The following is a 24272-nucleotide window of genomic DNA, read 5'->3' as shown; positions in this document are numbered from 1 at the left end:
GCGAGGTGGATATGTTTATCCTTGAAACGCTAAATTTTGTGGTTGATATATTAAAAGTGCCCTCGGTGTTGGTAGGGTTAATTGCGTTAATTGGCCTGGTCGCGCAAAAGAAATCCTTTTCTGATGTGGTTAAAGGTACGGTAAAAACCATTCTTGGTTTTATTGTATTAGGCGGTGGTGCCACGGTATTAGTTGGTTCACTGAATCCACTTGGCGGCATGTTTGAACATGCTTTTAATATTCAGGGGATTATTCCTAATAACGAGGCGATTGTTTCTATTGCGCTGGAAAAATACGGTGCATCGACGGCCTTAATTATGGCTTTCGGCATGGTGGCGAATATTATTGTCGCCCGTTTTACGCGCCTGAAATATATTTTCCTCACCGGTCATCACACCTTTTATATGGCCTGCATGATTGGCGTGATCCTGACCGTCGCCGGGTTTGAGGGCATCGGCCTGGTCTTTACCGGTTCGTTGATCCTCGGGCTGGTGATGGCCTTTTTCCCGGCCATCGCCCAGCGCTATATGAAGCGCATTACCGGCACGGATGATATCGCCTTCGGCCATTTCGGCACGCTTGGTTATGTGCTGGCAGGCTGGATTGGCAGCAAATGCGGGAAAGGATCGCGCTCAACGGAAGAGATGAACCTGCCGAAAAACCTCAGCTTCCTGCGCGACAGCTCTATCTCTATTTCGCTGACGATGATCATTATCTACATGATCCTCGCGGTCTGCGCGGGGCGCGAGTATGTCGAAAGCCAGCTTAGTGCCGGACAGAACTTCCTTGTTTACGCCATTATCCAGGCCATCACCTTTGCGGCTGGCGTGTTCATCATCCTGCAAGGTGTGCGCTTAATCCTTGCAGAAATCGTGCCGGCCTTTACCGGCTTTTCGGAAAAACTGGTGCCAAATGCTCGCCCGGCGCTGGATTGCCCGGTGGTTTACCCCTATGCGCCGAATGCCGTGCTGGTGGGCTTCCTGTTCAGCTTCCTCGGTGGGCTGGTGGGATTATTCCTGCTCGGGCAGATGAAACTGGTATTGATCCTGCCGGGTGTCGTTCCGCACTTCTTTACCGGCGCAACGGCAGGCGTTTTTGGTAACGCTACCGGGGGTCGTCGCGGCGCGATGCTCGGCGCATTCGCCAACGGTTTGTTGATCACCTTCCTGCCCGTATTACTGCTGCCAGTGTTGGGCGCGCTGGGCTTTGCCAATACTACCTTCTCTGACGCCGACTTCGGCTTTGTGGGCATCGTGCTTGGTAACCTGGCGCGTTATCTCTCACCGCTGGCGATCACCGGCGTCATGGTGGCGTTGTTTGCGGTGTTAGTGGTCTGGAACCTGATGGCGAAAGGTAAACCGGGTGCCAGCGGCACTGAAGAAAATAGCGGAGCGAAATAATGAGCAATATTGACGAAGTGAAACAATTTGCACGAGACATTCGCGTGGCAACGCTGAAATCACTGACCCATTTAGGCTTTGGTCACTATGGCGGCAGCATGTCGGTGGTTGAAACCCTTGCGGTGCTGTATGGCGACATCATGCGTATTGACCCCGCCGACCCGGACTGGCCGGAGCGCGACTATTTTGTGCTGTCGAAAGGTCATGCTGGCCCGGCGCTCTACAGCACGCTGGCGCTGAAAGGTTACTTCCCGCAGGAGGAGTTGCAGACGCTCAATATCAACGGTACGCGTTTGCCGAGCCACCCGGATCGCCTGAAAACCCGGGGTGTCGATGCCACTACCGGCTCGCTGGGCCAGGGCATTTCTATTGCGGGCGGCATGGCGCTGGGGCACAAGCTGGCGGGCCGGAAGAACCGCGTCTTTTGTATCGTCGGAGACGGTGAGCTGAACGAAGGGCAGTGCTGGGAAGCGTTCCAGTTTATCGCTCATCACCGGCTGAATAATCTCACCGTGTTTGTTGACTGGAACAAGCAGCAACTGGACGGCGAGCTGGACGAAATCATCTGCGCTTTCGATCTGGAAGGGAAATTCCGCGCCTTTGGCTTTGATGTCTGTACCGTGAAAGGGGATGACATTGCCGGGTTGCTGGAAGCCGTCAAACCGGTGCCCGCGGCAGATGCACGGCCAAGATTGGTTATTCTCGACAGTATCAAAGGGCAGGGCGTGCCGTATCTCGAAAATCTGAGTAACTCACACCATCTGCGTCTGACGGACGAGATGAAACAGGCACTTAACGAGACGATTGAACAACTGGAGGCCGCGCATGATTAAGGTTGCCGAGGTGGGTGGAAAAGACAGTATCGAGATGCGCAAAGTCTACGCCGGTTTTATCAGCGAACAGATTGAAGCGGGCAGTGACATCATCGCGTTGGAAGCGGATTTAATGAGTTCGATGGCGATGGATGGCGTGCATAAAAAGTACCCGCAGCAGGTGATCAACTGCGGGATCATGGAGGCGAATGTGATCGGCACCGCGGCGGGTCTGTCGCTGACCGGGCGCAAGCCGTTTGTGCATACCTTTACCGCTTTCGCCAGCCGTCGCTGCTTCGACCAGCTATTTATGTCTCTCGATTACCAGCGCAATAACGTCAAAGTTATCGCCTCCGATGCGGGCGTGACGGCGTGCCACAACGGTGGGACGCATATGTCGTTTGAAGATATGGGGATTGTGCGCGGGCTGGCGCATTCGGTGGTGCTGGAAGTCACCGATGCGGTGATGTTCGACGATATCCTCCATCAACTGGCGGATCTTGAGGGTTTTTACTGGGTGCGCACTATCCGTAAACAAGCGCCGACGGTTTATCAACCCGGCTCGCGCTTTACCATCGGCAAAGGTAACGTGCTGCGCGAGGGCAGTGATATCACCTTAATTGCCAATGGGATTATGGTGGCGGAAGCACTCGCTGCCGCACAGCAACTGGAGCGCGAAGGGATCAGCGCAGCGGTGATCGATATGTTTACCTTAAAGCCCATCGATCGCATGTTAGTGAAAAACTATGCTGAGAAAACCGGGCGTATTGTGACCTGCGAAAATCACAGTATTCATAACGGCCTGGGGTCGGCGGTGGCAGAAGTGCTGGTCGAGACGTGTCCGGTGCCGATGCGACGCGTCGGGGTAAAAGAGCGGTATGGTCAGGTGGGAACGCAGGATTTTCTGCAAAAAGAGTATGGCCTGACGGCACACGATATTGTGTCGGCGGCAAGAGAGCTGCTGTAAACAATAAAGGCGACCAGGGAGTCGCCTTTATGTTGTTGCTGGATGGCGCTTTTACTTCTGCTGGGACGCCTGAATCGCGGTCAGCGCGATGGTATAGACGATATCGTCAACCAGTGCGCCACGGGACAGGTCGTTAACCGGCTTACGCATACCTTGCAGCATCGGCCCGATGGAGATCAGGTCGGCAGAACGCTGTACCGCTTTGTAGGTGGTGTTACCGGTGTTCAGATCCGGGAAGATGAACACGGTAGCGCGACCTGCAACCGGAGAGTTCGGCGCTTTGGATTTGGCGACGTCAGCCATTACTGCGGCGTCGTACTGCAACGGACCGTCGATCACCAGGTCAGGACGTTTTTCCTGTGCCAGGCGGGTCGCTTCACGCACTTTTTCTACATCGCTACCCGCGCCGGAGTTACCAGTGGAGTAAGAGAGCATTGCCACGCGCGGTTCGATACCGAATGCGATAGCGGAATCCGCAGACTGGATCGCGATTTCAGCCAGTTGCTCAGCGGTCGGATCCGGGTTGATGGCGCAGTCACCGTAAACATAAACCTGTTCCGGCAGCAGCATGAAGAACACGGAAGAGACCAGTGAACTGCCCGGTGCGGTTTTGATCAGTTGCAGCGGCGGACGAATGGTGTTCGCAGTGGTGTGAACGGCACCGGAAACCAGACCGTCAACTTCATCCTGCTCCAGCATCAGCGTGCCGAGAACCACGTTATCTTCCAGCTGTTCGCGGGCAACGGCTTCGGTCATGCCCTTGCTCTTACGCAGCTCAACCAGGCGAGCAACGTAGCTTTCACGTACCACGTCCGGATCAACGATTTCGATGCCCGTACCCAGCTCAACGCCTTGTGCAGCAGCAACGCGATTGATCTCATCCGGGTTACCCAGCAGGATACAGGTCGCGATACCACGTTCCGCACAGATAGCGGCCGCTTTCACAGTACGCGGCTCGTCACCTTCCGGCAGAACCACTCGTTTACCCGCTTTACGCGCCAGTTCAGTCAACTGATAACGGAAGGCTGGCGGAGAGAGGCGGCGGCTGCGTTCGGACGTGGCGGTCAGGGAGTCAATCCACTGCGCATTAATGTAGCTGGCAACATATTCCTGAACGTTTTCGATACGTTCGTTGTCGTCAACCGGTACTTCCAGGTTGAAGCTTTGCAGGCTCAGGGAGGTCTGCCAGGTGTTGGTGTTCACCATAAAGACCGGCAGGCCAGTGGCGAAGGCGCGCTCACACAGTTTGCGAACGCTGGCGTCCATTTCGTAGCCACCGGTCAGCAGCAGCGCGCCAATTTCCACGCCGTTCATTGCCGCCAGGCAGGCCGCAACCAGCACGTCAGGACGATCGGCGGAAGTTACCAGCAGTGAACCCGGGCGGAAGTGTTCCAGCATATGCGGAATGCTACGCGCACAGAAGGTCACGGATTTCACGCGGCGGGTTTTGATGTCGCCTTCGTTAACGATGGTCGCATTCAGGTGGCGAGCCATATCAATGGCGCGCGTGGCGATCAGATCGAAGCTCCACGGCACAGCGCCCAGCACGGGCAGCGAGCTGGTTTCTTGCAGTTTAGTCGGGTCGATATGAACGACTTTCGCTTTAGACGAATCATCGAAGATTTCAGACAGATCAGGGCGAGTACGACCCTGCTCATCAACCGGTGCGTTCAGTTTGTTAACGATAACGCCGGTGATGTTGGTGTTCTTCACGCCGCCAAAGCTGTTGCGCGTCAGTTCGATACGCTCTTTCAGCTGTTCCTGCGTGTCGGTGCCCTGAGACATGACAAACACGATTTCCGCGTTCAGCGTTTTCGCGATTTCAAAGTTCAGAGACTGGGCGAACTGGTGTTTACGGGTCGGCACCAGGCCTTCAACCAGCACCACTTCAGCGTCTTTGCTGCTTTCGTGGTAGCGCGCGATGATCTCTTCCATCAGCACGTCTTTCTGGTTGCTGGAGAGCAGCGATTCAACGTGGCTCATTTTCAGCGGTTCAGCCGCTGGCAGACCGGAGTTGGCACGCACGATAGTGGTGGTCTGGTCTGGCGCATCGCCGCCCGCGCGTGGCTGGGCAATCGGTTTAAAGACGCTCAGACGAACGCCTTTGCGTTCCATAGCGCGGATAACGCCAAGGCTGACACTGGTCAGACCGACGCTGGTTCCGGTAGGGATCAGCATAATAATACGGGACACGGTTAATCCTCTTTCGTTACCGTCGTGACGGACGGGTTACAAAACAGCACCGCCAGCGATGGCTGGCGGTGTGGGTAATCAGGCAGTCAGGCAGCTTGCGTCTTGTGCAATAACCAGCTCTTCGTTGGTCGGGATAACGACCGCCGGGCGGGTGCCTTCTTTATTGATAAAGCCAGAGTTGCCGAAACGGGCAGCCAGGTTACGTTCATGGTCAACTTCAAAGCCCAGAACGCCCAGTTTGCCGAGAGACAGTTCGCGTACCATCGCGGCGTTTTCACCGATACCACCGGTGAAGACTACGGCGTCCAGGCGACCTTCCATCAGCGCAGTGTAAGAGCCGATATATTTTGCCAGGCGGTGGCAGTACACGTCCATCGCGCGTTTCGCGTCTTCTTTATCTTTGTAGTTATCTTCTACATAACGGCAGTCGCTGGTGACTTCGGTCAGGCCCAGCAGGCCGGACTCTTTGGTCAGCATTTTGTTGATGGCTTCAACGCTCATGCCCAGGGTGTCATGCAGATGGAAAATGATAGCCGGGTCGATATCACCAGAACGGGTACCCATAACCAGGCCTTCCAGCGGGGTCAGACCCATGGAGGTATCAACACATTTACCGTTACGGATAGCGGAAACAGAACCACCATTGCCCAGATGGCAAGTGATGATATTCAGTTCTTCAACCGGTTTGTTCAGCACTTTTGCCGCTTCCTGAGTCACATAGAAGTGGCTGGTGCCGTGTGCGCCGTAGCGGCGAACGCCGTGCTCTTTGTACAGTTTGTACGGCAGCGCATAGAGATAAGATTCTTCCGGCATGGTGGTGTGGAACGCGGTGTCGAACACGGCAACGTTCTTCTCTTTCAAGCTCGGGAAGGATTTCAGCGCTTCGGCGATACCAATCAGGTGGGCCGGGTTGTGCAGCGGTGCAAAAGAGGCCGCATCTTTGATGCCCTGGATCACGGATTCGTCGATGACCACAGAACTCGTGTATTTTTCGCCACCGTGTACGATGCGGTGTCCGATTGCGGTCAGCTGAGCAGACAGTTCTGGTTTTTGTGCCAGAATAGTGTTAACGATAAAGTTCAGCGCTTCACTGTGAGCGGCACCTGCACCTAAAGCCGCTTCTTGTTTACCGCCATCAATTTTCCATTTGATGCGTGCTTCAGGAAGGTGGAAACATTCGGCTAAACCAGACAGGTACTCGTCACCATTTACAGCATCGATGATTGCGAATTTCAGTGAGGAGCTACCGCAGTTCAGAACCAGTACTAACTTACTCGACATGGAAGTACCTATTTATGATACGTGGCTAAAAAAAACGTCAGTGAGTCGCACAGCGTAGCGCAGGTTGACGCTGACATTTATGATTAACATCATGCCCGGAGAATTTTCTGACATGATGAAAGAATACATAAGATTTTAAGCTATTTTGCGCAAATTTCAGACAGTGGCATAATGAGCTTGATATTTGACGACGGAAACGTATTCGTCTAAGGCCCTGGTTGAGGCTGCGACAGGATACCTGATACCCGGTGGGATTGACAAAAAATTTTAACGTTGTCATCCACAGTTGTTGTTTTGCACAATTTTTTTAATTTTTATATGTGAAGTTGAGGTAAAGCCATGTCTACTCCTGAAAATAGACCCGTCAATTTTTTCAGTTTGTTTCGCCGGGGTCAGCATTATGCAAAGACCTGGCCTATGGAAAAACGCCTCGCTCCAATGTTTGTTGAAAACCGCGTGATTCGCGCCATGCGTTACGCCATTCGCTTTATGCCGCCGCTGGCGGTGTTTACGCTCTGCTGGCAAATTGCGCTGGGTGGTCAGCTTGGTCCCGCCGTCGCGACTGCGATGTTTGCCTTAAGTTTGCCGATGCAGGGGCTGTGGTGGTTGGGTAAACGCTCCATCACGCCGCTGCCGCCGTCGATTCTGCACTGGTTTTACGAAGTGCGCGGTAAGTTGCAGGAAGCGGGGCAGGCGCTGGCACCCGTCGAAGGCAAGCCCGATTACCAGGCGCTGGCTGACACGCTTAAGCGCGCGTTTAAGCAACTGGATAAAACCTTTCTTGATGATTTGTGATGAGGCCGCGCCTCACGATAAGAAGAAGGCATCTCACGGTGCTTTCTTTTTTTATTTGATCCGTGTAACACCCCCGGCAAATCAAGAAAAGTCGTATTTTCAGCATGTACACTCGAGTCATCTTTTTTAATGCGCCGACGTGCCACAGGAGTTGAAAGATGGAAATGACCAATGCCCAACGTCTGATCTTATCCAACCAATATAAAATGATGACCATGATGGACCCGGCGAATGCGGAACGTTATCGCCGTTTGCAAACCATTGTTGAGCGTGGATATGGCCTGCAAATGCGTGAGCTGGATCGTGAATTTGGCGAGCTGACAGAAGAAACCTGTCGCACTGTTATCGATATCATGGAGATGTACCACGCACTCCATGTCTCCTGGACCAATCTGAAAGACAGCAGCACCATTGATGAACGCCGCGTTACGTTTCTCGGCTTTGACGCCGCCACCGAAGCCCGCTATCTCGGTTATGTCCGCTTTATGGTCAATATTGAAGGCCGTTATACCCATTTTGATGCCGGCACGCACGGCTTCAATGCGCAAACCCCAATGTGGGAAAAATATCAGCGTATGCTGAGCGTCTGGCACGCGTGCCCACGCCAGTATCACCTGAGCAGCAACGAAATTAATCAAATTATTAATGCCTGAGGAGGTGGATGTGCAGTGCAAAGGATTTCTGTTTGATCTGGATGGAACCCTGGTAAACTCGCTGCCCGCCGTTGAGCGCGCATGGTGTAACTGGGCCGATCGTTTCGGTATCGCGCATGACGAGGTGCTGAATTTTATCCACGGCAAACAGGCTATTACCTCGCTGCGCCACTTTATGGCGGGAGCAACGGACGAGCAAATCGCGGCGGAATTCACCCGTCTGGAAGAGATTGAAGCATCGGACACTGGCGGCATTACCCCATTGCCTGGCGCTATCGAACTGCTCCGGCATCTTGATGAATCCGGCATTCCATGGGCAATTGTTACCTCTGGCTCGGTGCCGGTTGCTCATGCGCGCCATCGCGCGACGGGGCTGCCGACGCCGGAGGTGTTTATCACTGCCGAACAGGTTAAGCACGGCAAACCGGAACCGGACGCTTACCTCCTTGGCGCACAGCAATTAGGTTTGCCCCCGCAGGAATGCGTGGTGGTGGAAGATGCCGCCGCAGGCGTGCTGTCCGGCCTGGCTGCCGGTTGCCATGTGATTGCGGTGAATGTTCCGGCGGATACGCCCCGGCTTGATGAAGTGGACTTCTCGCTGAAAAGCCTTGAGGCGATAGACATCACAAAACAGCCCGACGGTACGGTACTGGTTAACCTGAAAGGCTGATCAATGACTTAACCCCACCTTTGTGGGGTTTTTTTATGGCACTATTTTCCCACTCTCAACTGACAAGGACAGGTTGTGAACGGTGAATTGATTTGGGTTCTGTGTCTGCTGGGCATTGCCGTTGTGTTATTCGCAACGGGGAAAGTGCGCATGGATGCAGTCGCGCTGTTTGTGATTGTTGCCTTTGTTCTGAGCGGCACCCTGACGCTCTCCGAAGCCTTTTCTGGTTTTAGCGATCCCAACGTTATCCTGATTGCCGCCCTGTTTATTATTGGCGATGGGCTGGTGCGCACCGGTGTAGCGACCAATATGGGCGCCTGGCTGGTAAAGATGGCGGGCAGCAGTGAAATCAAAATGCTGGTGCTGCTGATGGTCACCGTCGCCGGGCTGGGCGCGTTTATGAGTTCCACCGGCGTGGTGGCGATTTTCATTCCCGTGGTGTTGAGCGTATCAATGCGCATGCAGGTTGCACCGTCGCGCCTGATGATGCCGCTCAGTTTCGCCGGGCTTATCAGCGGCATGATGACGCTGGTGGCCACGCCGCCAAACCTGGTGATCAACAGTGAACTGTTGCGTGAAGGGCTGCAAGGTTTCGGTTTTTTCAGCGTCACGCCGATAGGCCTGGTTGTTCTGCTCATCGGCATCCTTTATATGCTGCTGATGCGCTTTATGCTCAACGGCGAAGGAAGTGAAGCCCAGCGCGAGAGCTGGAAGCGCCGCTCTTTTCGCGATCTGATCAAAGAGTATCGCCTTACCGGGCGCGCGCGTCGGTTGGCGATCCGCCCCGGCTCGCCGATGATTGGCCAGCGTCTTGATGATTTACGGTTGCGTGAACGCTACGGCGCGAATGTTATCGGCGTTGAGCGCTGGCGGCGCTTTCGCCGCGTGATCGTGAACGTCAACGGGGTTTCGGAATTTCGCGCCCGCGACGTGCTGCTGATTGATATGTCTGCGGCCGAGGTCGATCTACGTGAGTTTTGTGCTGAACAGTTGCTGGAGCCGCTGATCCTGCGCGGGGAGTATTTCTCCGATCAAGCGCTGGATGTCGGCATGGCAGAAGTTTCGCTGATCCCCGATTCGGAACTGCTCGGTAAGACGGTGCGGGAAATCGGTTTTCGCACCCGTTATGGGTTAAATGTTGTTGGCTTAAAGCGCAACGGTGAAGCGCTGGAAGGGGCGGTAACGGACGAAGCGCTGCAACTGGGCGATATTTTCCTGGTGGTGGGTAACTGGAAATTAATCAGCCAGCTGGCCGCCGATGCCCGCGACTTTGTAGTGCTGAATCTGCCTGTTGAAGAAAGCGCAGCTTCCCCGGCACACAGCCAGGCACCGCATGCGATTTTCTGCCTGGTATTAATGGTGGCGTTGATGCTGACCGATGAAATTCCCAACCCGATTGCCGCTATTATCGCTTGCATGTTGATGGGGAAATTCCGCTGCATTGATGCCGAGAGTGCCTACAAAGCGGTTCACTGGCCGAGCATTATTCTTATTGTCGGGATGATGCCGTTTGCGCTGGCGCTGCAAAAAACTGGCGGTGTCGATCTGGTGGTCAAAGGGTTGATGGAACTGGGCGGCGGCTACGGGCCACATCTGATGCTGATCTGCCTGTTTGTGATGTGCGCCACCATCGGGCTTTTTATCTCGAATACCGCCACGGCAGTATTAATGGCACCCATCGCGCTGGCGGCGGCAAAATCAATGGGCGTTTCGCCTTATCCGTTTGCCATGATGGTTGCTATGGCGGCCTCTGCCGCCTTTATGACGCCGGTTTCATCGCCGGTAAACACGCTGGTATTAGGGCCCGGGAATTATCAATTTAGCGACTTCGTGAAGCTTGGCGTGCCGTTTACGCTGCTGGTGATGGTTGTTTGTGTGGTGATGATCCCGGTGCTGTTTCCGTTTTGATAACAGGCCGGGCGGCGACCCGGCCTGAATTACAGCGGTGAGTCCTGGCTTATCTCATCCAGCGATAAATGAAAACTTGGCACAAAGACCTGCATGAAATAATCCATTTCCGGGCTACGGCGGGCATCAAGCGTTTTCTCCAGGCGCGATTTCGCCAGCAGGAACTCATTGTTGCCGGCAGATAATTCTTCCAGGCATTTCAAATAGGCGCACAGGGCATCGGCCTGTTTAACAATCGATTTCTCTTCCTCGCTGTATTGATGTTCATCGATCAGCGGGGCAAAAATATCCTGCAACTCTTCCGGCACCATTTCGACCAGTTTTTGCTGGGCGATCTTTTCAATGGCTTTGTATTCATGGGCAATCTGCGAGTTGAAGTATTTCACCGGCGTGGGTAAATCCCCGGTTAATACTTCCGATGCGTCATGGTACATCGCCAGGAGTGCGATACGCTCGGCATTCACCTGGCCCGCGAATTTGCGGTTTTTGATAGCCGCCAGCGCGTGGGCGACCATCGCGACTTGCAGGCTGTGCTCGGACACATTTTCTGTGCGTACGTTACGCATCAGCGGCCAGCGATTGATGAGTTTAAGGCGGGAGAGATGCGCGAAGAAGTGACTCTGACTCATAGTTAACCTTGTCTGTGACTGCGACCTGAGCCATTTTGCGCAGAGTGTGGGGGAAGATGCAAATCCTCCCCCGGTACAGATTACTGGTGATAACCGGAAAGGAAACGGCCGAAACGGGTGATCGCCATTTCCAGATCGTCTTCACGCGGCAGGGTCACAATGCGCACATGATCCGGCCACGGCCAGTTAAAGGCGGAGCCCTGAACCAGCAGCACTTTTTCCTGCAACAGGAAATCGAGCACCATTTTCTGGTCATCAAAGATGTTGAAGCGCTTAGCGTCAATTTTCGGGAACATATAGAGCGCGCCGCTCGGCTTCACACATGACACACCGGGAATATCGTTAATCAATTCCCACGCGCGATTGCGCTGCTCATACAGGCGACCGCCTGGCACAATAAATTCGCTGATGCTCTGGTAACCGCCCAGCGCGGTCTGAATGGCGTGCTGCGCTGGAACGTTGGCACACAGGCGCATCGATGCCAGCATCTCCAGCCCTTCAATATAGCCTTTGGCGTGCTTTTTCGGCCCGCTCAATACCATCCAGCCCTGACGGAAACCGGCGACGCGGTAGGTTTTCGACAAGCCGTTAAAGGTAATGGTGAACAGATCCGGTGCCAGCGCGGCAATAGAGTGGTGTTGCGCGTCGTCGTAGAGAATTTTGTCGTAGATCTCATCGGCGAAAATAATCAGGTTGTGCTGACGTGCAAGCTCAACAATCTCCAGCAGCAGCTCTTTTGAATAGACCGCGCCCGTCGGGTTGTTGGGGTTGATAATCACGATACCGCGCGTGCGTGGAGTAATTTTGGCGCGGATGTCGTCGAGATCAGGGAACCATCCGGCGGATTCATCGCACAGATAGTGCACGGCTTTCCCGCCGGAGAGCGACACCGCCGCGGTCCATAGCGGGTAGTCGGGCGCAGGAACCAGCATTTCATCGCCGCTATTCAGCAGTGCCTGCATTGATTGCACAATCAGTTCAGAAACACCGTTGCCGATATAGATATCTTCGACGGTGACTTCGCGCATGCCGCGCGCCTGGTAGTGCTGCATGATGGCTTTGCGGGCGGAGTAAAGTCCTTTGGAGTCGCAATAACCTTGTGCGCCAGGCAGGTTACGAATCACATCAACCAGGATTTCATCCGGTGCTTCGAAGCCGAAAGGGGCAGGGTTGCCAATGTTGAGTTTGAGAACTTTGTTGCCTTCTTCTTCCAGACGCTTTGCTTCTTTAAGAACCGGGCCACGAATGTCATAACAGACGTTATCTAATTTGCTGGATTTTTCGATGGAGGACATGAACCTTTGCCTTTTGCGAGAATAGCCACTGCCTGCCGTGGAAGTGAGCACGGAACAATGTACTCCCACGCCCGTCAGTTTTGAAGGTTAACAGAAGAAGATTTTGCCCGATCTGACTCTTTCGTTAACGATCTTTTAACTATGTTTCTCGCTTTATGTTTCTTGCTTACGCTTCGTTTACGCAAATTTTCAGTAATTACTGCCAATAAAAGATTAAATGTTGTAATTTTTCACCAAATAAAACCGCTTGCTTAGTGCGAGTTTAGACATGTCGTCATACGATATTAGAAGATTCTTGCGCAAAATCTGTGGGATGGGACAGAAGTCTCCCTGTTTACATTGGCGACGGTAAGCTGGTGCTGTAAACGCAATGTTAACTGTTATTAATAGGAAGCTTATAAACAAAGGTTCGCTATTTAATATTGAGAATGGTAACTATCACTCTCTCCGATATTATTAAGAGCGGGTTTTGCCAGTCGGCAATTCTTTAGCTTAAGATAATTCGTATTAACGCTTATAAATAAAAAGGTTTTAGGTTAAACTCTGACGTCAAGAAATGACGCTTACTGGTAAGACCATACTGCTGTAAGGGGCATTTCTTAATTTTAGTCGATTGTTATTACTCATGTTTACTTCCAACCCGTTATTTGGGTTTTGGCTATATACCAGCAAAGCTATGTCAGGCCGGTGTTTGTTGCGCATATATGTTTTTTCTTAAAAGGATTAACACAGTTTGGCATGGTTTATATATCCAAAAGGATGGGAGTGTGCCAAATAAAGCAATAGAGTTCAGCGCGCATCAGACAGCGAACTAAAAACTCCAGAACTTACTGTCAGGCTTCTATCGTCCTGGCAATGCAGGATGCGCTTTATAAAAGGACTTACTTAATCTTACGAGCACAGCATAAACCCGGGTATCTGCGCGCGAGCAACCCGTAAGTGAAAAATTATGATAAATGCAAATCGTCCGATACTGAATCTCGACCTCGATCTGCTGAGAACCTTCGTTGCGGTCGCTGATTTGAACACCTTTGCTGCGGCCGCTGCTGCGGTTTGTCGCACACAGTCTGCTGTCAGTCAGCAAATGCAGCGGCTGGAACAATTAGTGGGAAAAGAACTTTTTGCCCGTCATGGTCGTAATAAACTGCTGACGGAGCATGGCATTCAATTATTGGGCTATGCACGAAAGATCTTACGTTTCAATGATGAAGCATGTACTTCGCTGATGTTTAGTAATCTTCAGGGCGTATTAACTATCGGCGCTTCAGATGAATCTGCCGATACTATATTGCCGTTCTTGCTTAATCGTATTAGCTCGGTCTACCCGAAACTTGCGCTCGATGTGCGGGTTAAACGCAATCCTTTCTCCGGCGATCGCCTACAGGATCAGGATGTTGATCTGGTCGTGACCACCCATCGTTCAACACACTTTGACTATTTGACGCTGCGCACCTCGCCGACGCACTGGTATTGTGCGGCGGAATATGTGTTGCAAAAAGGTGAGCCGATCCCGCTGGTGCTAATGGATGAACCAAGCACCTTCCGCGATATGGTGATTGCCGCCCTGAATGAAGCCGATATTCCCTGGCGCATGGCTTATGTGGCGTCCACGCTTTCTGCGGTAAAGGCGGCGGTTAAAGCGGGGTTGGGTGTCACCGCGCGACCGGTAGAAATGATGAGCCCCGATCTGCGCGTGCTCGGGCGAGCCGAGGGCTTGCCGCTACTACCGGAGACGGAGTATCTGCTCTGTTGCAACCCGGACAGCCCGAATGAGTTGGCACAGGTGATTTTCCAGGCGATGGAGCATTATCAAAATCCCTGGCAATACAATGGCAGTACCTCTGAAGGAGGAGGCGATTCACTCATCGTCGAAGGGGATTTTAGCTAACATTCCGCACTAAAACTGGTAACAAAATGTAAGTGCAAAAATGAACCGCTGACGGTAAAAACGCGGTTATCGGTTCATTTTTCGCACAAACAATGAGCAAGTAAATTATCAGTAGTTGAAATAATTATTTCTTTCAGCAAGTTAACCATCGTCACAGCAAACTCACCCTTTATCATCTATAGTCTTTCATGCCCTCTGCTCATGTTAAAAATCAAGCAAGATTGTTGCCGTTTCATTGTATGAATTAACAAAAGCGTGTCGCAGATCAAGAAAATACTCCCGTAGAGGGGGAGGAATCCGGTCAAAATCCTGTCAAAATAAGAGGGTAATTTTTGTAATTCTTCACAACGGACACGATTCAACACCTGATCTTGCCGCAGGAAAGTTTGGAGCCGGTCAATAAAACGGCACTAAATGTTAATGAGTTGCTGCCGATGTAAACTAATGTGATGAAACTTTTGTTAAAGTTGACAAAAGGTTATAGAAAGGAGTAAAAACCCACATCATTTAGCTGTTTTCAGCTTTTGCACAGTAAGTATGTGGTTTTTTATTCCTCCCCGTGAATCGATGTGGCGTCATCTGCCAGCAAGAGCAGAGGTATTAACGCTACCTTTTGAGTTAAGCAATGCGTATGTCAACATCCACTGAAATCATCGCTCATCACTGGGCATTCGCTATCTTTCTTATTGTCGCCATTGGCCTGTGCTGCTTCATGCTGATTGGCGGTCGGTTTTTGGGCGGTCGCGCGCGCGCAAGGCACAAAAACGTTCCTTTCGAATCAGGTATCGACTCCGTCGGTTCCGCTCGCTTACGTCTTTCCGCCAAGTTCTACCTGGTGGCCATGTTCTTCGTCATCTTCGACGTGGAAGCGCTTTACCTTTATGCATGGTCAACCTCCATTCGCGAGAGTGGTTGGGTCGGATTTGTCGAAGCCGCTATTTTTATATTAGTGCTGCTGGCTGGTCTGGTTTATCTGGTGCGTATTGGCGCGCTGGATTGGACACCGGTGCGTTCGCGCCGTGCACAAATCAACCCAGAGACCAACAGCTACACTGACAGTCAACGCTAACCGCGAGGCAATAAGATGGATTATACGCTCACCCGCATAGATCCTAACGGTGAGAACGACCGTTACCCCCTGCAAAAACAGGAGATCGTAACCGACCCCCTGGAACAAGAAATCAACCGTAGCGTCTACATGGGCAAGCTCGAAAATGTCCTGCACGATATGGTGAACTGGGGCCGTAAGAACTCAATTTGGCCGTATAACTTCGGCCTGTCGTGCTGCTATGTAGAGATGGTGACATCCTTTACGGCCGTGCACGACGTTGCGCGTTTTGGTGCGGAAGTCCTGCGCGCCTCGCCACGTCAGGCGGATCTGATGGTGGTCGCGGGCACGCCGTTTACCAAAATGGCACCGGTCATTCAGCGCCTTTACGACCAGATGCTGGAACCGAAATGGGTTATCTCAATGGGGGCCTGCGCTAACTCTGGCGGTATGTACGACATCTATTCGGTTGTGCAGGGCGTCGACAAATTTATCCCGGTGGATGTCTACATCCCAGGCTGTCCGCCACGTCCAGAAGCCTATATGCAGGCGCTGATGCTGTTGCAGGAATCGATTGGCAAAGAACGTCGTCCGCTCTCCTGGGTGGTTGGCGATCAGGGCGTATATCGCGCCAACATGCAGTCAGAACGCGAACGTAAACGCGGTGAACGCATTGCCGTCACCAATCTGCGTACGCCGGACGAGATTTAATTTGCGCCTGTGGGCAAAGACGAAAACTTCGCATTTCAATAATCCTATAACGCGAAGCATTGCCCCACAGTCACCACGGACCCTTTGCAATGGTGAAAACTATGACCGATTTAACTGCGCAAGAAGCCCCATGGCAGACCAGGGATCATCTGAACGATCCCGTCATTGGCGAATTGCGCAACCGTTTTGGGCCGGATGCCTTTACCGTTCAGGCGACCCGCACCGGGGTACCCGTCGTTTGGGTGAAGCGTGAGCAATTACTGGAAGCGGTCGATTTCTTAAAGAAATTGCCGAAACCTTACGTCATGCTGTTCGATCTCCACGGCATGGACGAGCGTCTACGCACCCACCGCGCCGGTTTGCCCGCCGCGGATTTTTCCGTTTTCTACCACTTCATTTCGATCGATCGCAACAGCGACATCATGCTGAAAGTGGCGCTGTCTGAAAACGATTTGCATGTGCCGACGCTGACCAAACTTTTCCCTAACGCCAACTGGTACGAGCGTGAAACCTGGGAGATGTTTGGCATCACTTTTGATGGTCACCCGCATCTGACGCGCATCATGATGCCGCAGACCTGGACGGGACACCCGCTGCGTAAAGACTACCCGGCGCGCGCCACCGAATTCGACCCGTTTGAGCTGACCAAAGCCAAGCAGGATCTGGAAATGGAAGCGTTGACCTTTAAGCCGGAAGACTGGGGCATGAAACGCGGCACCGACAACGAGGACTTCATGTTCCTCAACCTCGGCCCGAACCACCCGTCTGCGCATGGTGCGTTCCGTATCATCCTGCAACTCGATGGCGAAGAGATCGTCGACTGCGTGCCAGATATCGGTTACCACCACCGTGGTGCAGAGAAAATGGGCGAGCGCCAGTCCTGGCACAGCTACATTCCGTATACCGACCGTGTCGAGTACCTCGGCGGTTGCGTTAACGAAATGCCTTATGTGCTGGCGGTGGAAAAACTGGCGGGCATTACGGTGCCGGAGCGCGTCGACGTTATCCGCGTGATGCTCTCGGAACTGTTCCGCATCAACAGCCATCTGCTCTATATCTCAACCTTTATTCAGGACGTGGGCGCGATGACGCCGGTGTTCTTCGCCTTTACCGATCGGCAGAAAATCTACGATCTGGTGGAAGCGATCACCGGTTTCCGTATGCACCCGGCCTGGTTCCGCATTGGCGGCGTGGCGCACGATCTGCCGCGCGGTTGGGATCGTCTGCTGCGTGAGTTCCTCGACTGGATGCCGAAACGTCTGGCCTCTTACGAGAAAGCCGCGCTGCGCAACACCATTCTGAAAGGCCGCGCCCAGGGCGTTGCCGCTTACGGCGCGAAAGAGGCGCTGGAGTGGGGCACCACCGGTGCTGGCCTGCGCGCGACGGGCATCAACTTCGACATCCGTAAAGCGCGCCCGTACTCTGGTTATGAGAACTTCGACTTTGAAATCCCGGTCGGCGGTGGCGTCAGCGACTGCTACACCCGCGTGATGCTGAAAGTTGAAGAGCTGCGCCAGAGCCTGCGCATTCTTGAGCAGTGCCTCAACAATATGCCGGAAGGCCCGTTCAAAGCGGATCACCCGCTGACGACGCCGCCGCCGAAAGAGCGCACGCTGCAACATATCGAAACCCTGATTACTCACTTCCTGCAAGTCTCGTGGGGCCCGGTCATGCCGGCTAACGAATCCTTCCAGATGATCGAGGCAACCAAGGGTATCAACAGTTACTACCTGACCAGCGACGGCAGCACCATGAGCTACCGCACCCGCATTCGTACGCCGAGTTTCCCGCATTTGCAGCAAATTCCGGCAGCGATCCGTGGCAGCCTGGTATCCGACTTGATTGTCTACCTGGGTAGTATCGATTTTGTTATGTCAGATGTGGACCGCTAATTATGCACGAGAATCAACAACCACAAACCGAGGCTTTTGAGCTGAGTGCGGCAGAGCGTGAGGCCATTGAGCACGAGAAGCACCACTACGAAGATCCGCGTGCGGCGTCCATTGAAGCGCTGAAGATCGTTCAGAAACAGCGTGGCTGGGTGCCGGACGGTGCGATTTATGCCATTGCTGAGGTTCTGGGCATCCCGGCGAGCGACGTCGAAGGCGTGGCGACATTCTACAGCCAGATCTTCCGCCAGCCGGTGGGGCGTCACGTAATTCGCTACTGCGACAGCGTGGTGTGCCATATCACCGGTTATCAGGGTATTCAGTCGGCGATTGAAAGCCATCTGAAAATCAAACCGGGCCAGACCACGTTCGATGGTCGTTTTACGCTGCTGCCAACCTGCTGTCTGGGCAACTGTGATAAAGGCCCGACCATGATGATCGATGAAGATACCCACAGTTCCCTGACGCCGGAAACGATCCCGGACTTGCTGGAGCGGTATAAATGAAAAACATTATCCGTACTCCCGAAACCCATCCGCTGACCTGGCGTCTGCGCGATGACCAACAGCCGGTCTGGCTCGAAGAGTACCAGAGTAAAAACGGCTATGTCGGTGCGCGTAAGGCCCTGACCGGGCTGGCACCGGATGAAATTGTCAACCAGGTCAAAGACGCCGGTCTGAAAGGACGCGGCGGCGCGGGCTTCTCCACGGGTCTTAAGTGGAGCCTGATGCCGAAAGACGAATCCATGAACATCCGTTACCTGCTATGTAACGCCGATGAAATGGAGCCGGGCACCTATAAAGATCGCCTGCTGATGGAGCAACTGCCGCACCTGCTGGTGGAAGGCATGTTGATCTCCGCGTTTGCGCTGAAAGCGTACCGCGGCTACATCTTCCTGCGCGGCGAATACATTGAAGCGGCAGAGCGCCTGCGTCGGGCGATTGCCGAAGCCACCGAAGCTGGCTTCCTTGGCAAAAACATTCTCGGCAGCGGGTTCGATTTCGAACTTATCGTTCATACCGGGGCCGGTCGTTATATCTGCGGGGAAGAGACCGCGCTGATTAACTCGCTGGAAGGCCGTCGTGCCAACCCGCGTTCCAAACCGCCATTCCCGGCCAGCTCCGGCGCGTGGGGTAAACCGACCTGTGTCAACAACGTCGAAACCCTGTGTAACGTGCCGGCTATCCTGGAAAACGGCGTCGAGTGGTATCAGAACATTTCGACCAGCAAAGATGCCGGTACCAAGCTGATGGGCTTCTCCGGGCGCGTAAAAAACCCGGGCGTGTGGGAACTGCCGTTTGGCACCACCGCGCGTGAAATCCTCGAAGATTACGCTGGCGGCATGCGCGATGGCCTGAAATTCAAAGCCTGGCAGCCGGGCGGCGCGGGCACCGACTTCCTGACCGAAGCGCATCTCGATTTGCCGATGGAATTTGAAAGCATTGGTAAAGCAGGCAGCCGTCTGGGTACCGCGCTGGCAATGGCCGTTGACCATGAAATTGGCATGGTGCCGCTGGTGCGTAACCTGGAAGAGTTCTTCGCCCGCGAGTCCTGTGGCTGGTGTACGCCATGCCGCGACGGCCTGCCGTGGAGTGTGAAGATCCTGCGTGCGCTGGAGCGTGGCGAAGGCCAGCCTGGTGACATTGAGACCCTTGAGCAACTGTGTCGGCAGCTCGGGCCGGGCAAAACCTTCTGCGCCCATGCGCCAGGTGCGGTTGAGCCGTTGCAGAGCGCGATTAAATATTTCCGCGAAGAGTTTGAAGCGGGTATTAAACAGCAGTTCAGCAATACCCATGCGATTGGCGGGATCCAGCCAAACTTGCTCAAGGCGCGCTGGTAATCAAAGAATTTTTTAATTTGGAAGCATGCTAATGGCTACTATTCACGTAGACGGCAAAGAATACGAGGTAAACGGAGCGGACAACCTTCTGGAGGCGTGTCTCTCTTTAGGCCTTGATATTCCTTATTTTTGCTGGCATCCGGCGCTGGGGAGCGTGGGTGCGTGCCGCCAGTGTGCGGTGAAGCAATATCAAAACGCGGAAGACACGCGTGGCCGCCTGGTCATGTCCTGCATGACCCCGGCATCCGATGGTACGTTTATTTCGATTGATGACCACGAAGCGAAGCAGTTCCGTGAAAGCGTGGTGGAGTGGTTGATGACCAACCACCCGCACGACTGCCCGGTCTGCGAAGAGGGCGGCAACTGCCACCTGCAAGATATGACCGTTATGACCGGTCACAACTTCCGTCGCTATCGTTTCACCAAACGTACGCACCGTAATCAGGATCTCGGCCCGTTCATTTCTCACGAGATGAACCGCTGCATTGCCTGCTACCGCTGTGTGCGTTACTACAAAGATTATGCCGACGGCACGGATCTGGGCGTTTACGGCGCGCATGACAACGTCTACTTCGGTCGCCCGGAAGACGGTGTGCTGGAAAGCGAGTTCTCCGGTAACCTGGTCGAAATCTGCCCGACCGGCGTCTTCACCGATAAAACCCACTCCGAGCGGTATAACCGTAAGTGGGACATGCAGTTTGCACCGAGTATCTGCCAGCAGTGCTCGCTGGGGTGCAACACCAGCCCTGGTGAACGCTACGGTGAACTGCGTCGTATCGAAAACCGCTACAACGGTAGCGTAAACCACTACTTCCTCTGCGACCGTGGCCGCTTCGGTTATGGCTACGTCAACCTGAAAGACCGCCCGCGCCAGCCGGTACAACGCCGCGGCGACGATCTCATCACCCTCAACGCTGAACAAGCGATGCAGGGCGCAGCGGATATTCTGCGTCAGTCGAAGAAAGTGATTGGTATCGGTTCCCCGCGCGCCAGCGTAGAGAGCAACTTCGCGCTGCGTGAACTGGTCGGCGCGGAAAATTTCTACACCGGTATTGCCAAAGGTGAGCAGCAACGTCTTGAGTTAGCGCTGAAAGTGCTGCGCGAAGGCGGTGTTCGCACTCCGGCGCTGCGCGAAATCGAAACGTACGATGCGGTGCTGGTCCTCGGCGAAGACATTACCCAGACCGGCGCGCGTGTTGCGCTGGCGGTGCGCCAGGCAGTGAAAGGTAAAGCCCGTGAAATGGCGGCGGCGCAGAAAGTGGCCGACTGGCAGATTGCGGCAATCATGAACATTGGTCAGCGCGCCAAACATCCACTGTTTGTCACCAACGTCGACAACACCCGTCTGGACGATATCGCCGCGTGGACCTACCGCGCACCGGTTGAAGATCAGGCGCGTTTAGGTTTCGCCATCGCCCATGCGCTGGATGAGTCTGCCCCGGCGGTTGACGGTCTGAGCAGTGATCTGAAGAGCAAAATCGATGTGATTGTCCAGGCGCTGGCCGGGGCGAAGAAACCGCTGATTATCTCTGGCACCAACGCGGGCAGCGCAGAAGTGATCCACGCCGCCGCCAACGTGGCGAAAGCCCTGAAAGGGCGCGGTGCGGATGTCGGCATCACCATGATTGCCCGCTCGGTCAACAGCATGGGTCTGGGTCTTATCGGCGGCGGTAGCCTCGATGAAGCGCTGGCTGAGCTGGAGAGCGGCAGCGCGGACGCGGTGGTGGTGCTGGAAAACGATCTGCACCGTCATGCTTCTGCCGCGCGCGTTGATGCTGCGCTGGCAAAAGCGCCGCTGGTTCTGGTTATCGATCACCAGCGCACGGCGATCATGGATAACGCGCATCTGGTGCTCTCTGCGGCAAGCTTCGCGGAAAGCGACGGGACGGTTATCAATAACGAAGGCCGCGCGCAGCGCTTCTTCCAGGTTTACGACCCGAGCTACTACGACAGCAAAGCGATTATGCTGGAGAGCTGGCGCTGGCTGCACTCCCTGCACAGCACGGTACTGAACCGTGAAGTGGACTGGACGCAGCTTGACCATGTGATTGACGCGGCAATTGTCGCGCTGCCACAGCTGGCAGGTATTAAAGATGCCGCGCCGGATGCAAGCTTCCGTATTCGCGGGCAGAAACTGGCGCGTGAACCGCACCGTTACAGCGGACGCACCGCCATGCGCGCCAACATCAACGTGCATGAGCCGCGTCAGCCGCAGGACAAAGACACCATGTTCGCCTTCTCGATGGAAGGGAACAACCAGCCGTCCGCGCCGCGTTCGCAAATCCCGTTTGCCTGGGCTCCGGGCTGGAACTCCCCGCAGGCCTGGAACAAATTCCAGGACGAAGTGGGCGGTCACCTGCGCCATGGCGATCCGGGCGTGCGTCTGATTGAAGCGTCTGAACGTGGTCTGGATTATTTCACCACCGTACCGGGTGCGTTTATGGCCGAAGACGGTAAATGGCGTATCGCGCCTTACTATCACCTGTTTGGCAGCGATGAAATGTCGCAGCGTTCGCCGGTATTCCAGAGCCGTATGCCGCAACCGTATATCAAGCTGAACCCGGCAGATGCCGCGAAGCTTGGTGTGAATGCGGGCGCGCGCGTCTCCTTCACTTACGAAGGTCAGACCATCAGCCTGCCGTTGCAGGTCTCGGAAGGTCTGGCGGCAGGGCAGGTCGGTCTGCCGATGGGCATGCCGGGCATTGCGCCGGTGCTGGCCGGGGCACGTCTTGAAAATCTGCGGGAGGCGCAAGCATGAGCTGGTTAACACCGGATGTTATCGACATTCTGTTAAGCATCCTGAAAGCGGTTGTCATCCTGCTGGTGGTAGTCACCTGCGGTGCGTTCATGAGCTTTGGCGAACGTCGCCTGCTCGGCCTGTTCCAGAATCGTTACGGGCCGAACCGCGTGGGCTGGGGTGGTTCACTCCAGCTGGTCGCGGACATGATCAAAATGTTCTTTAAAGAGGACTGGATCCCGCGTTTCTCGGATCGCGTGATTTTCACCCTCGCGCCGATGATTGCCTTTACCTCGTTGCTGTTAGCTTTCGCCATTGTGCCGGTCAGCCCGACCTGGGTAGTGGCCGATCTCAACATCGGGATTTTGTTCTTCCTGATGATGGCGGGTCTGGCGGTTTACGCGGTGCTGTTCGCAGGCTGGTCCAGTAACAACAAATACTCGCTGCTCGGTGCGATGCGTGCCTCTGCGCAAACCCTGAGCTACGAAGTGTTTCTTGGCCTCTCTCTGATGGGGGTGGTGGCGCAGGCCGGTTCATTCAATATGACCGACATCGTCAACAACCAGGCGGGTTTGTGGAACGTTATCCCGCAGTTCTTCGGCTTTATCACTTTCGCTATCGCGGGCGTGGCGGTGTGTCACCGTCACCCGTTTGACCAGCCGGAAGCGGAGCAGGAACTGGCGGACGGTTACCACATCGAATACTCCGGTATGAAGTTCGGTCTGTTCTTCGTCGGTGAGTATATCGGTATCGTCACCATTTCCGCGCTGATGGTCACGCTGTTCTTCGGTGGCTGGCAGGGGCCGTTGCTACCGCCGTTCATCTGGTTCGCGATTAAAACCGCGTTCTTTATGATGATGTTCATTTTGATTCGCGCTGCACTGCCGCGTCCTCGTTATGATCAGGTGATGTCGTTTGGCTGGAAAATTTGCCTGCCGCTGACCCTGCTTAACTTGCTGGGCACGGCGGCTGTCATTCTCTGGCAGGCGCAATAAGGGGTGATGAGACCATGACTTTAAAAGAATTACTCGTGGGCTTTGGCACCCAGGTTCGCAGTATCTGGATGATTGGCCTGCATGCGTTCGCCAAACGCGAAACGCGTATGTACCCGGAAGAGCCAGTTTATCTGGCGCCGCGCTACCGTGGCCGTATTGTGCTGACGCGCGATCCGGACGGCGCAGAGCGCTGCGTTGCCTGTAACCTGTGCGCGGTAGCCTGTCCTGTCGGCTGTATCTCGCTGCAAAAAGCGGAAACCGTTGATGGCCGCTGGTACCCGGAATTTTTCCGTATCAACTTCTCCCGCTGCATCTTCTGCGGCATGTGTGAAGAAGCGTGCCCGACCACGGCTATTCAGCTGACGCCAGATTTCGAACTGGGCGAGTTTAAGCGCCAGGATCTGGTGTATGAAAAAGAGGATCTGCTGATCTCCGGTCCGGGCAAATACCCGGAATATAACTTCTACCGGATGGCAGGTATGGCAATCGACGGCAAAGATAAGGGCGAAGCAGAGAATGAAGCTAAGCCTATCGACGTCAAGGGCCTGTTACCGTAAGGAG

The 24272-nt window shown here is 54.3% G+C and carries 20 protein-coding genes; 16 read left to right on the top strand and 4 right to left on the bottom strand.

The genetic code is table 11. The features are described from left to right. Nucleotides 1-11 precede the first annotated feature (11 nt). Genes Q5705_04680 through Q5705_04670 form a run of 3 tightly spaced genes read left to right on the top strand, consistent with a single transcriptional unit; the run spans nt 12 to nt 3179 of the window. A complete protein-coding gene (locus Q5705_04680) occupies nt 12-1400 on the top strand; it encodes a PTS ascorbate transporter subunit IIC (GenBank protein ID WLI77859.1) in 1389 nt (462 codons plus the stop codon). Beyond that, entirely contained in the window at nt 1400-2233 is an 834-nt protein-coding gene (locus tag Q5705_04675) for a transketolase (GenBank protein WLI77858.1), read from the top strand. The genes Q5705_04680 and Q5705_04675 overlap by 1 nt, the downstream gene beginning before the upstream one ends. Then, on the top strand, nt 2226-3179 hold the full coding sequence (locus Q5705_04670) for a transketolase family protein (protein WLI77857.1): 954 nt from the start codon (nt 2226-2228) through the stop codon (nt 3177-3179). Before Q5705_04675 ends, Q5705_04670 begins: the two co-directional genes overlap by 8 nt. Nucleotides 3180-3230: 51 nt before the next feature. Here Q5705_04670 and pta read toward each other — a convergent pair whose 3' ends face one another. Beyond that, on the bottom strand, nt 3231-5372 hold the full coding sequence (gene pta, locus Q5705_04665) for a phosphate acetyltransferase (protein WLI77856.1): 2142 nt from the start codon (nt 5370-5372) through the stop codon (nt 3231-3233). Nucleotides 5373-5450: 78 nt separating this feature from the next. Next, a complete protein-coding gene (gene ackA / locus Q5705_04660) occupies nt 5451-6653 on the bottom strand; it encodes an acetate kinase (GenBank protein WLI77855.1) in 1203 nt (400 codons plus the stop codon). 339 nt (nt 6654-6992) lie between these two features. Between ackA and yfbV the strand changes: the two genes are divergently transcribed. The 4 genes from yfbV to Q5705_04640 all read left to right on the top strand — a co-directional run bounded on the left by yfbV (nt 6993) and on the right by Q5705_04640 (nt 10679). Continuing rightward, on the top strand, nt 6993-7448 hold the full coding sequence (gene yfbV / locus Q5705_04655) for a terminus macrodomain insulation protein YfbV (GenBank protein WLI77854.1): 456 nt from the start codon (nt 6993-6995) through the stop codon (nt 7446-7448). 158 nt (nt 7449-7606) lie between these two features. Then, on the top strand, nt 7607-8101 hold the full coding sequence (locus Q5705_04650) for a YfbU family protein (protein WLI77853.1): 495 nt from the start codon (nt 7607-7609) through the stop codon (nt 8099-8101). After that, the gene (locus tag Q5705_04645; GenBank protein ID WLI77852.1) at nt 8094-8771 is read left to right on the top strand and encodes a sugar phosphatase; all 678 of its coding nucleotides are present in this window, start codon (nt 8094-8096) and stop codon (nt 8769-8771) included. The genes Q5705_04650 and Q5705_04645 overlap by 8 nt, the downstream gene beginning before the upstream one ends. Nucleotides 8772-8846: 75 nt before the next feature. Then, nucleotides 8847-10679, top strand: coding sequence for an SLC13 family permease (locus tag Q5705_04640; protein ID WLI77851.1), 1833 nt, complete (start codon nt 8847-8849; stop codon nt 10677-10679). Nucleotides 10680-10708: 29 nt separating this feature from the next. Here the strand turns inward: Q5705_04640 and yfbR are convergent, their stop codons facing one another. Both yfbR and Q5705_04630 read right to left on the bottom strand, forming a co-directional pair. Further along, entirely contained in the window at nt 10709-11308 is a 600-nt protein-coding gene (gene yfbR / locus Q5705_04635; GenBank protein ID WLI77850.1) for a 5'-deoxynucleotidase, read from the bottom strand. A gap of 80 nt (nt 11309-11388) precedes the next feature. Then, a complete protein-coding gene (locus Q5705_04630) occupies nt 11389-12603 on the bottom strand; it encodes a pyridoxal phosphate-dependent aminotransferase (protein WLI77849.1) in 1215 nt (404 codons plus the stop codon). Nucleotides 12604-13552: 949 nt separating this feature from the next. Here Q5705_04630 and lrhA point away from each other — a divergent pair. From lrhA to nuoI, 9 genes are all read left to right on the top strand, one after another. Beyond that, a complete protein-coding gene (lrhA, locus tag Q5705_04625; protein WLI77848.1) occupies nt 13553-14491 on the top strand; it encodes a transcriptional regulator LrhA in 939 nt (312 codons plus the stop codon). 625 nt (nt 14492-15116) lie between these two features. Then, the gene (gene nuoA, locus Q5705_04620) at nt 15117-15560 is read left to right on the top strand and encodes an NADH-quinone oxidoreductase subunit NuoA (GenBank protein WLI77847.1); all 444 of its coding nucleotides are present in this window, start codon (nt 15117-15119) and stop codon (nt 15558-15560) included. A gap of 15 nt (nt 15561-15575) precedes the next feature. Continuing rightward, on the top strand, nt 15576-16250 hold the full coding sequence (gene nuoB / locus Q5705_04615) for an NADH-quinone oxidoreductase subunit NuoB (GenBank protein WLI77846.1): 675 nt from the start codon (nt 15576-15578) through the stop codon (nt 16248-16250). An 89-nt stretch (nt 16251-16339) separates the two neighbouring features. Further along, a complete protein-coding gene (gene nuoC, locus Q5705_04610; protein ID WLI77845.1) occupies nt 16340-18142 on the top strand; it encodes an NADH-quinone oxidoreductase subunit C/D in 1803 nt (600 codons plus the stop codon). 2 nt (nt 18143-18144) lie between these two features. Next, on the top strand, nt 18145-18645 hold the full coding sequence (gene nuoE / locus Q5705_04605) for an NADH-quinone oxidoreductase subunit NuoE (protein ID WLI77844.1): 501 nt from the start codon (nt 18145-18147) through the stop codon (nt 18643-18645). Then, nucleotides 18642-19979: an NADH-quinone oxidoreductase subunit NuoF gene (gene nuoF / locus Q5705_04600; protein WLI77843.1), complete on the top strand. Its 1338-nt coding sequence runs from the start codon at nt 18642-18644 to the stop codon at nt 19977-19979. The genes nuoE and nuoF overlap by 4 nt, the downstream gene beginning before the upstream one ends. A 31-nt stretch (nt 19980-20010) precedes the next feature. Next, on the top strand, nt 20011-22737 hold the full coding sequence (gene nuoG / locus Q5705_04595) for an NADH-quinone oxidoreductase subunit NuoG (GenBank protein ID WLI77842.1): 2727 nt from the start codon (nt 20011-20013) through the stop codon (nt 22735-22737). Continuing rightward, nucleotides 22734-23711, top strand: a complete 978-nt coding sequence (gene nuoH / locus Q5705_04590; protein ID WLI77841.1) for an NADH-quinone oxidoreductase subunit NuoH — start codon at nt 22734-22736, stop codon at nt 23709-23711. The genes nuoG and nuoH overlap by 4 nt, the downstream gene beginning before the upstream one ends. Before the next feature lie 14 nt (nt 23712-23725). Continuing rightward, nucleotides 23726-24268: an NADH-quinone oxidoreductase subunit NuoI gene (nuoI, locus tag Q5705_04585; GenBank protein ID WLI77840.1), complete on the top strand. Its 543-nt coding sequence runs from the start codon at nt 23726-23728 to the stop codon at nt 24266-24268. Nucleotides 24269-24272 lie beyond the last annotated feature (4 nt).

The sequence above is a fragment of the Kosakonia sp. H02 genome (genome assembly GCA_030704225.1).
Classification (GTDB): domain Bacteria; phylum Pseudomonadota; class Gammaproteobacteria; order Enterobacterales; family Enterobacteriaceae; genus Kosakonia.
This window is presented reverse-complemented; position numbering and strand designations above follow the sequence as displayed.

Excerpts from the sequence above, each read along its gene's own strand:
- nuoF (WLI77843.1), top strand. The coding sequence starts at position 18,642 with ATGAAAAACATTATCCGTACTCCCGAAACCCATCCGCTGACCTGGCGT.
- nuoE (WLI77844.1), top strand. The coding sequence starts at position 18,145 with ATGCACGAGAATCAACAACCACAAACCGAGGCTTTTGAGCTGAGTGCG.
- yfbR (WLI77850.1), bottom strand. The coding sequence starts at position 11,308 with ATGAGTCAGAGTCACTTCTTCGCGCATCTCTCCCGCCTTAAACTCATC.
- nuoA (WLI77847.1), top strand. The coding sequence starts at position 15,117 with ATGCGTATGTCAACATCCACTGAAATCATCGCTCATCACTGGGCATTC.
- Q5705_04675 (WLI77858.1), top strand. The coding sequence starts at position 1,400 with ATGAGCAATATTGACGAAGTGAAACAATTTGCACGAGACATTCGCGTG.
- nuoC (WLI77845.1), top strand. The coding sequence starts at position 16,340 with ATGGTGAAAACTATGACCGATTTAACTGCGCAAGAAGCCCCATGGCAG.
- Q5705_04650 (WLI77853.1), top strand. The coding sequence starts at position 7,607 with ATGGAAATGACCAATGCCCAACGTCTGATCTTATCCAACCAATATAAA.
- ackA (WLI77855.1), bottom strand. The coding sequence starts at position 6,653 with ATGTCGAGTAAGTTAGTACTGGTTCTGAACTGCGGTAGCTCCTCACTG.
- lrhA (WLI77848.1), top strand. The coding sequence starts at position 13,553 with ATGATAAATGCAAATCGTCCGATACTGAATCTCGACCTCGATCTGCTG.
- yfbV (WLI77854.1), top strand. The coding sequence starts at position 6,993 with ATGTCTACTCCTGAAAATAGACCCGTCAATTTTTTCAGTTTGTTTCGC.
- nuoB (WLI77846.1), top strand. The coding sequence starts at position 15,576 with ATGGATTATACGCTCACCCGCATAGATCCTAACGGTGAGAACGACCGT.
- nuoG (WLI77842.1), top strand. The coding sequence starts at position 20,011 with ATGGCTACTATTCACGTAGACGGCAAAGAATACGAGGTAAACGGAGCG.
- Q5705_04680 (WLI77859.1), top strand. The coding sequence starts at position 12 with ATGTTTATCCTTGAAACGCTAAATTTTGTGGTTGATATATTAAAAGTG.
- Q5705_04630 (WLI77849.1), bottom strand. The coding sequence starts at position 12,603 with ATGTCCTCCATCGAAAAATCCAGCAAATTAGATAACGTCTGTTATGAC.
- Q5705_04645 (WLI77852.1), top strand. The coding sequence starts at position 8,094 with ATGCCTGAGGAGGTGGATGTGCAGTGCAAAGGATTTCTGTTTGATCTG.
- nuoI (WLI77840.1), top strand. The coding sequence starts at position 23,726 with ATGACTTTAAAAGAATTACTCGTGGGCTTTGGCACCCAGGTTCGCAGT.
- nuoH (WLI77841.1), top strand. The coding sequence starts at position 22,734 with ATGAGCTGGTTAACACCGGATGTTATCGACATTCTGTTAAGCATCCTG.
- Q5705_04670 (WLI77857.1), top strand. The coding sequence starts at position 2,226 with ATGATTAAGGTTGCCGAGGTGGGTGGAAAAGACAGTATCGAGATGCGC.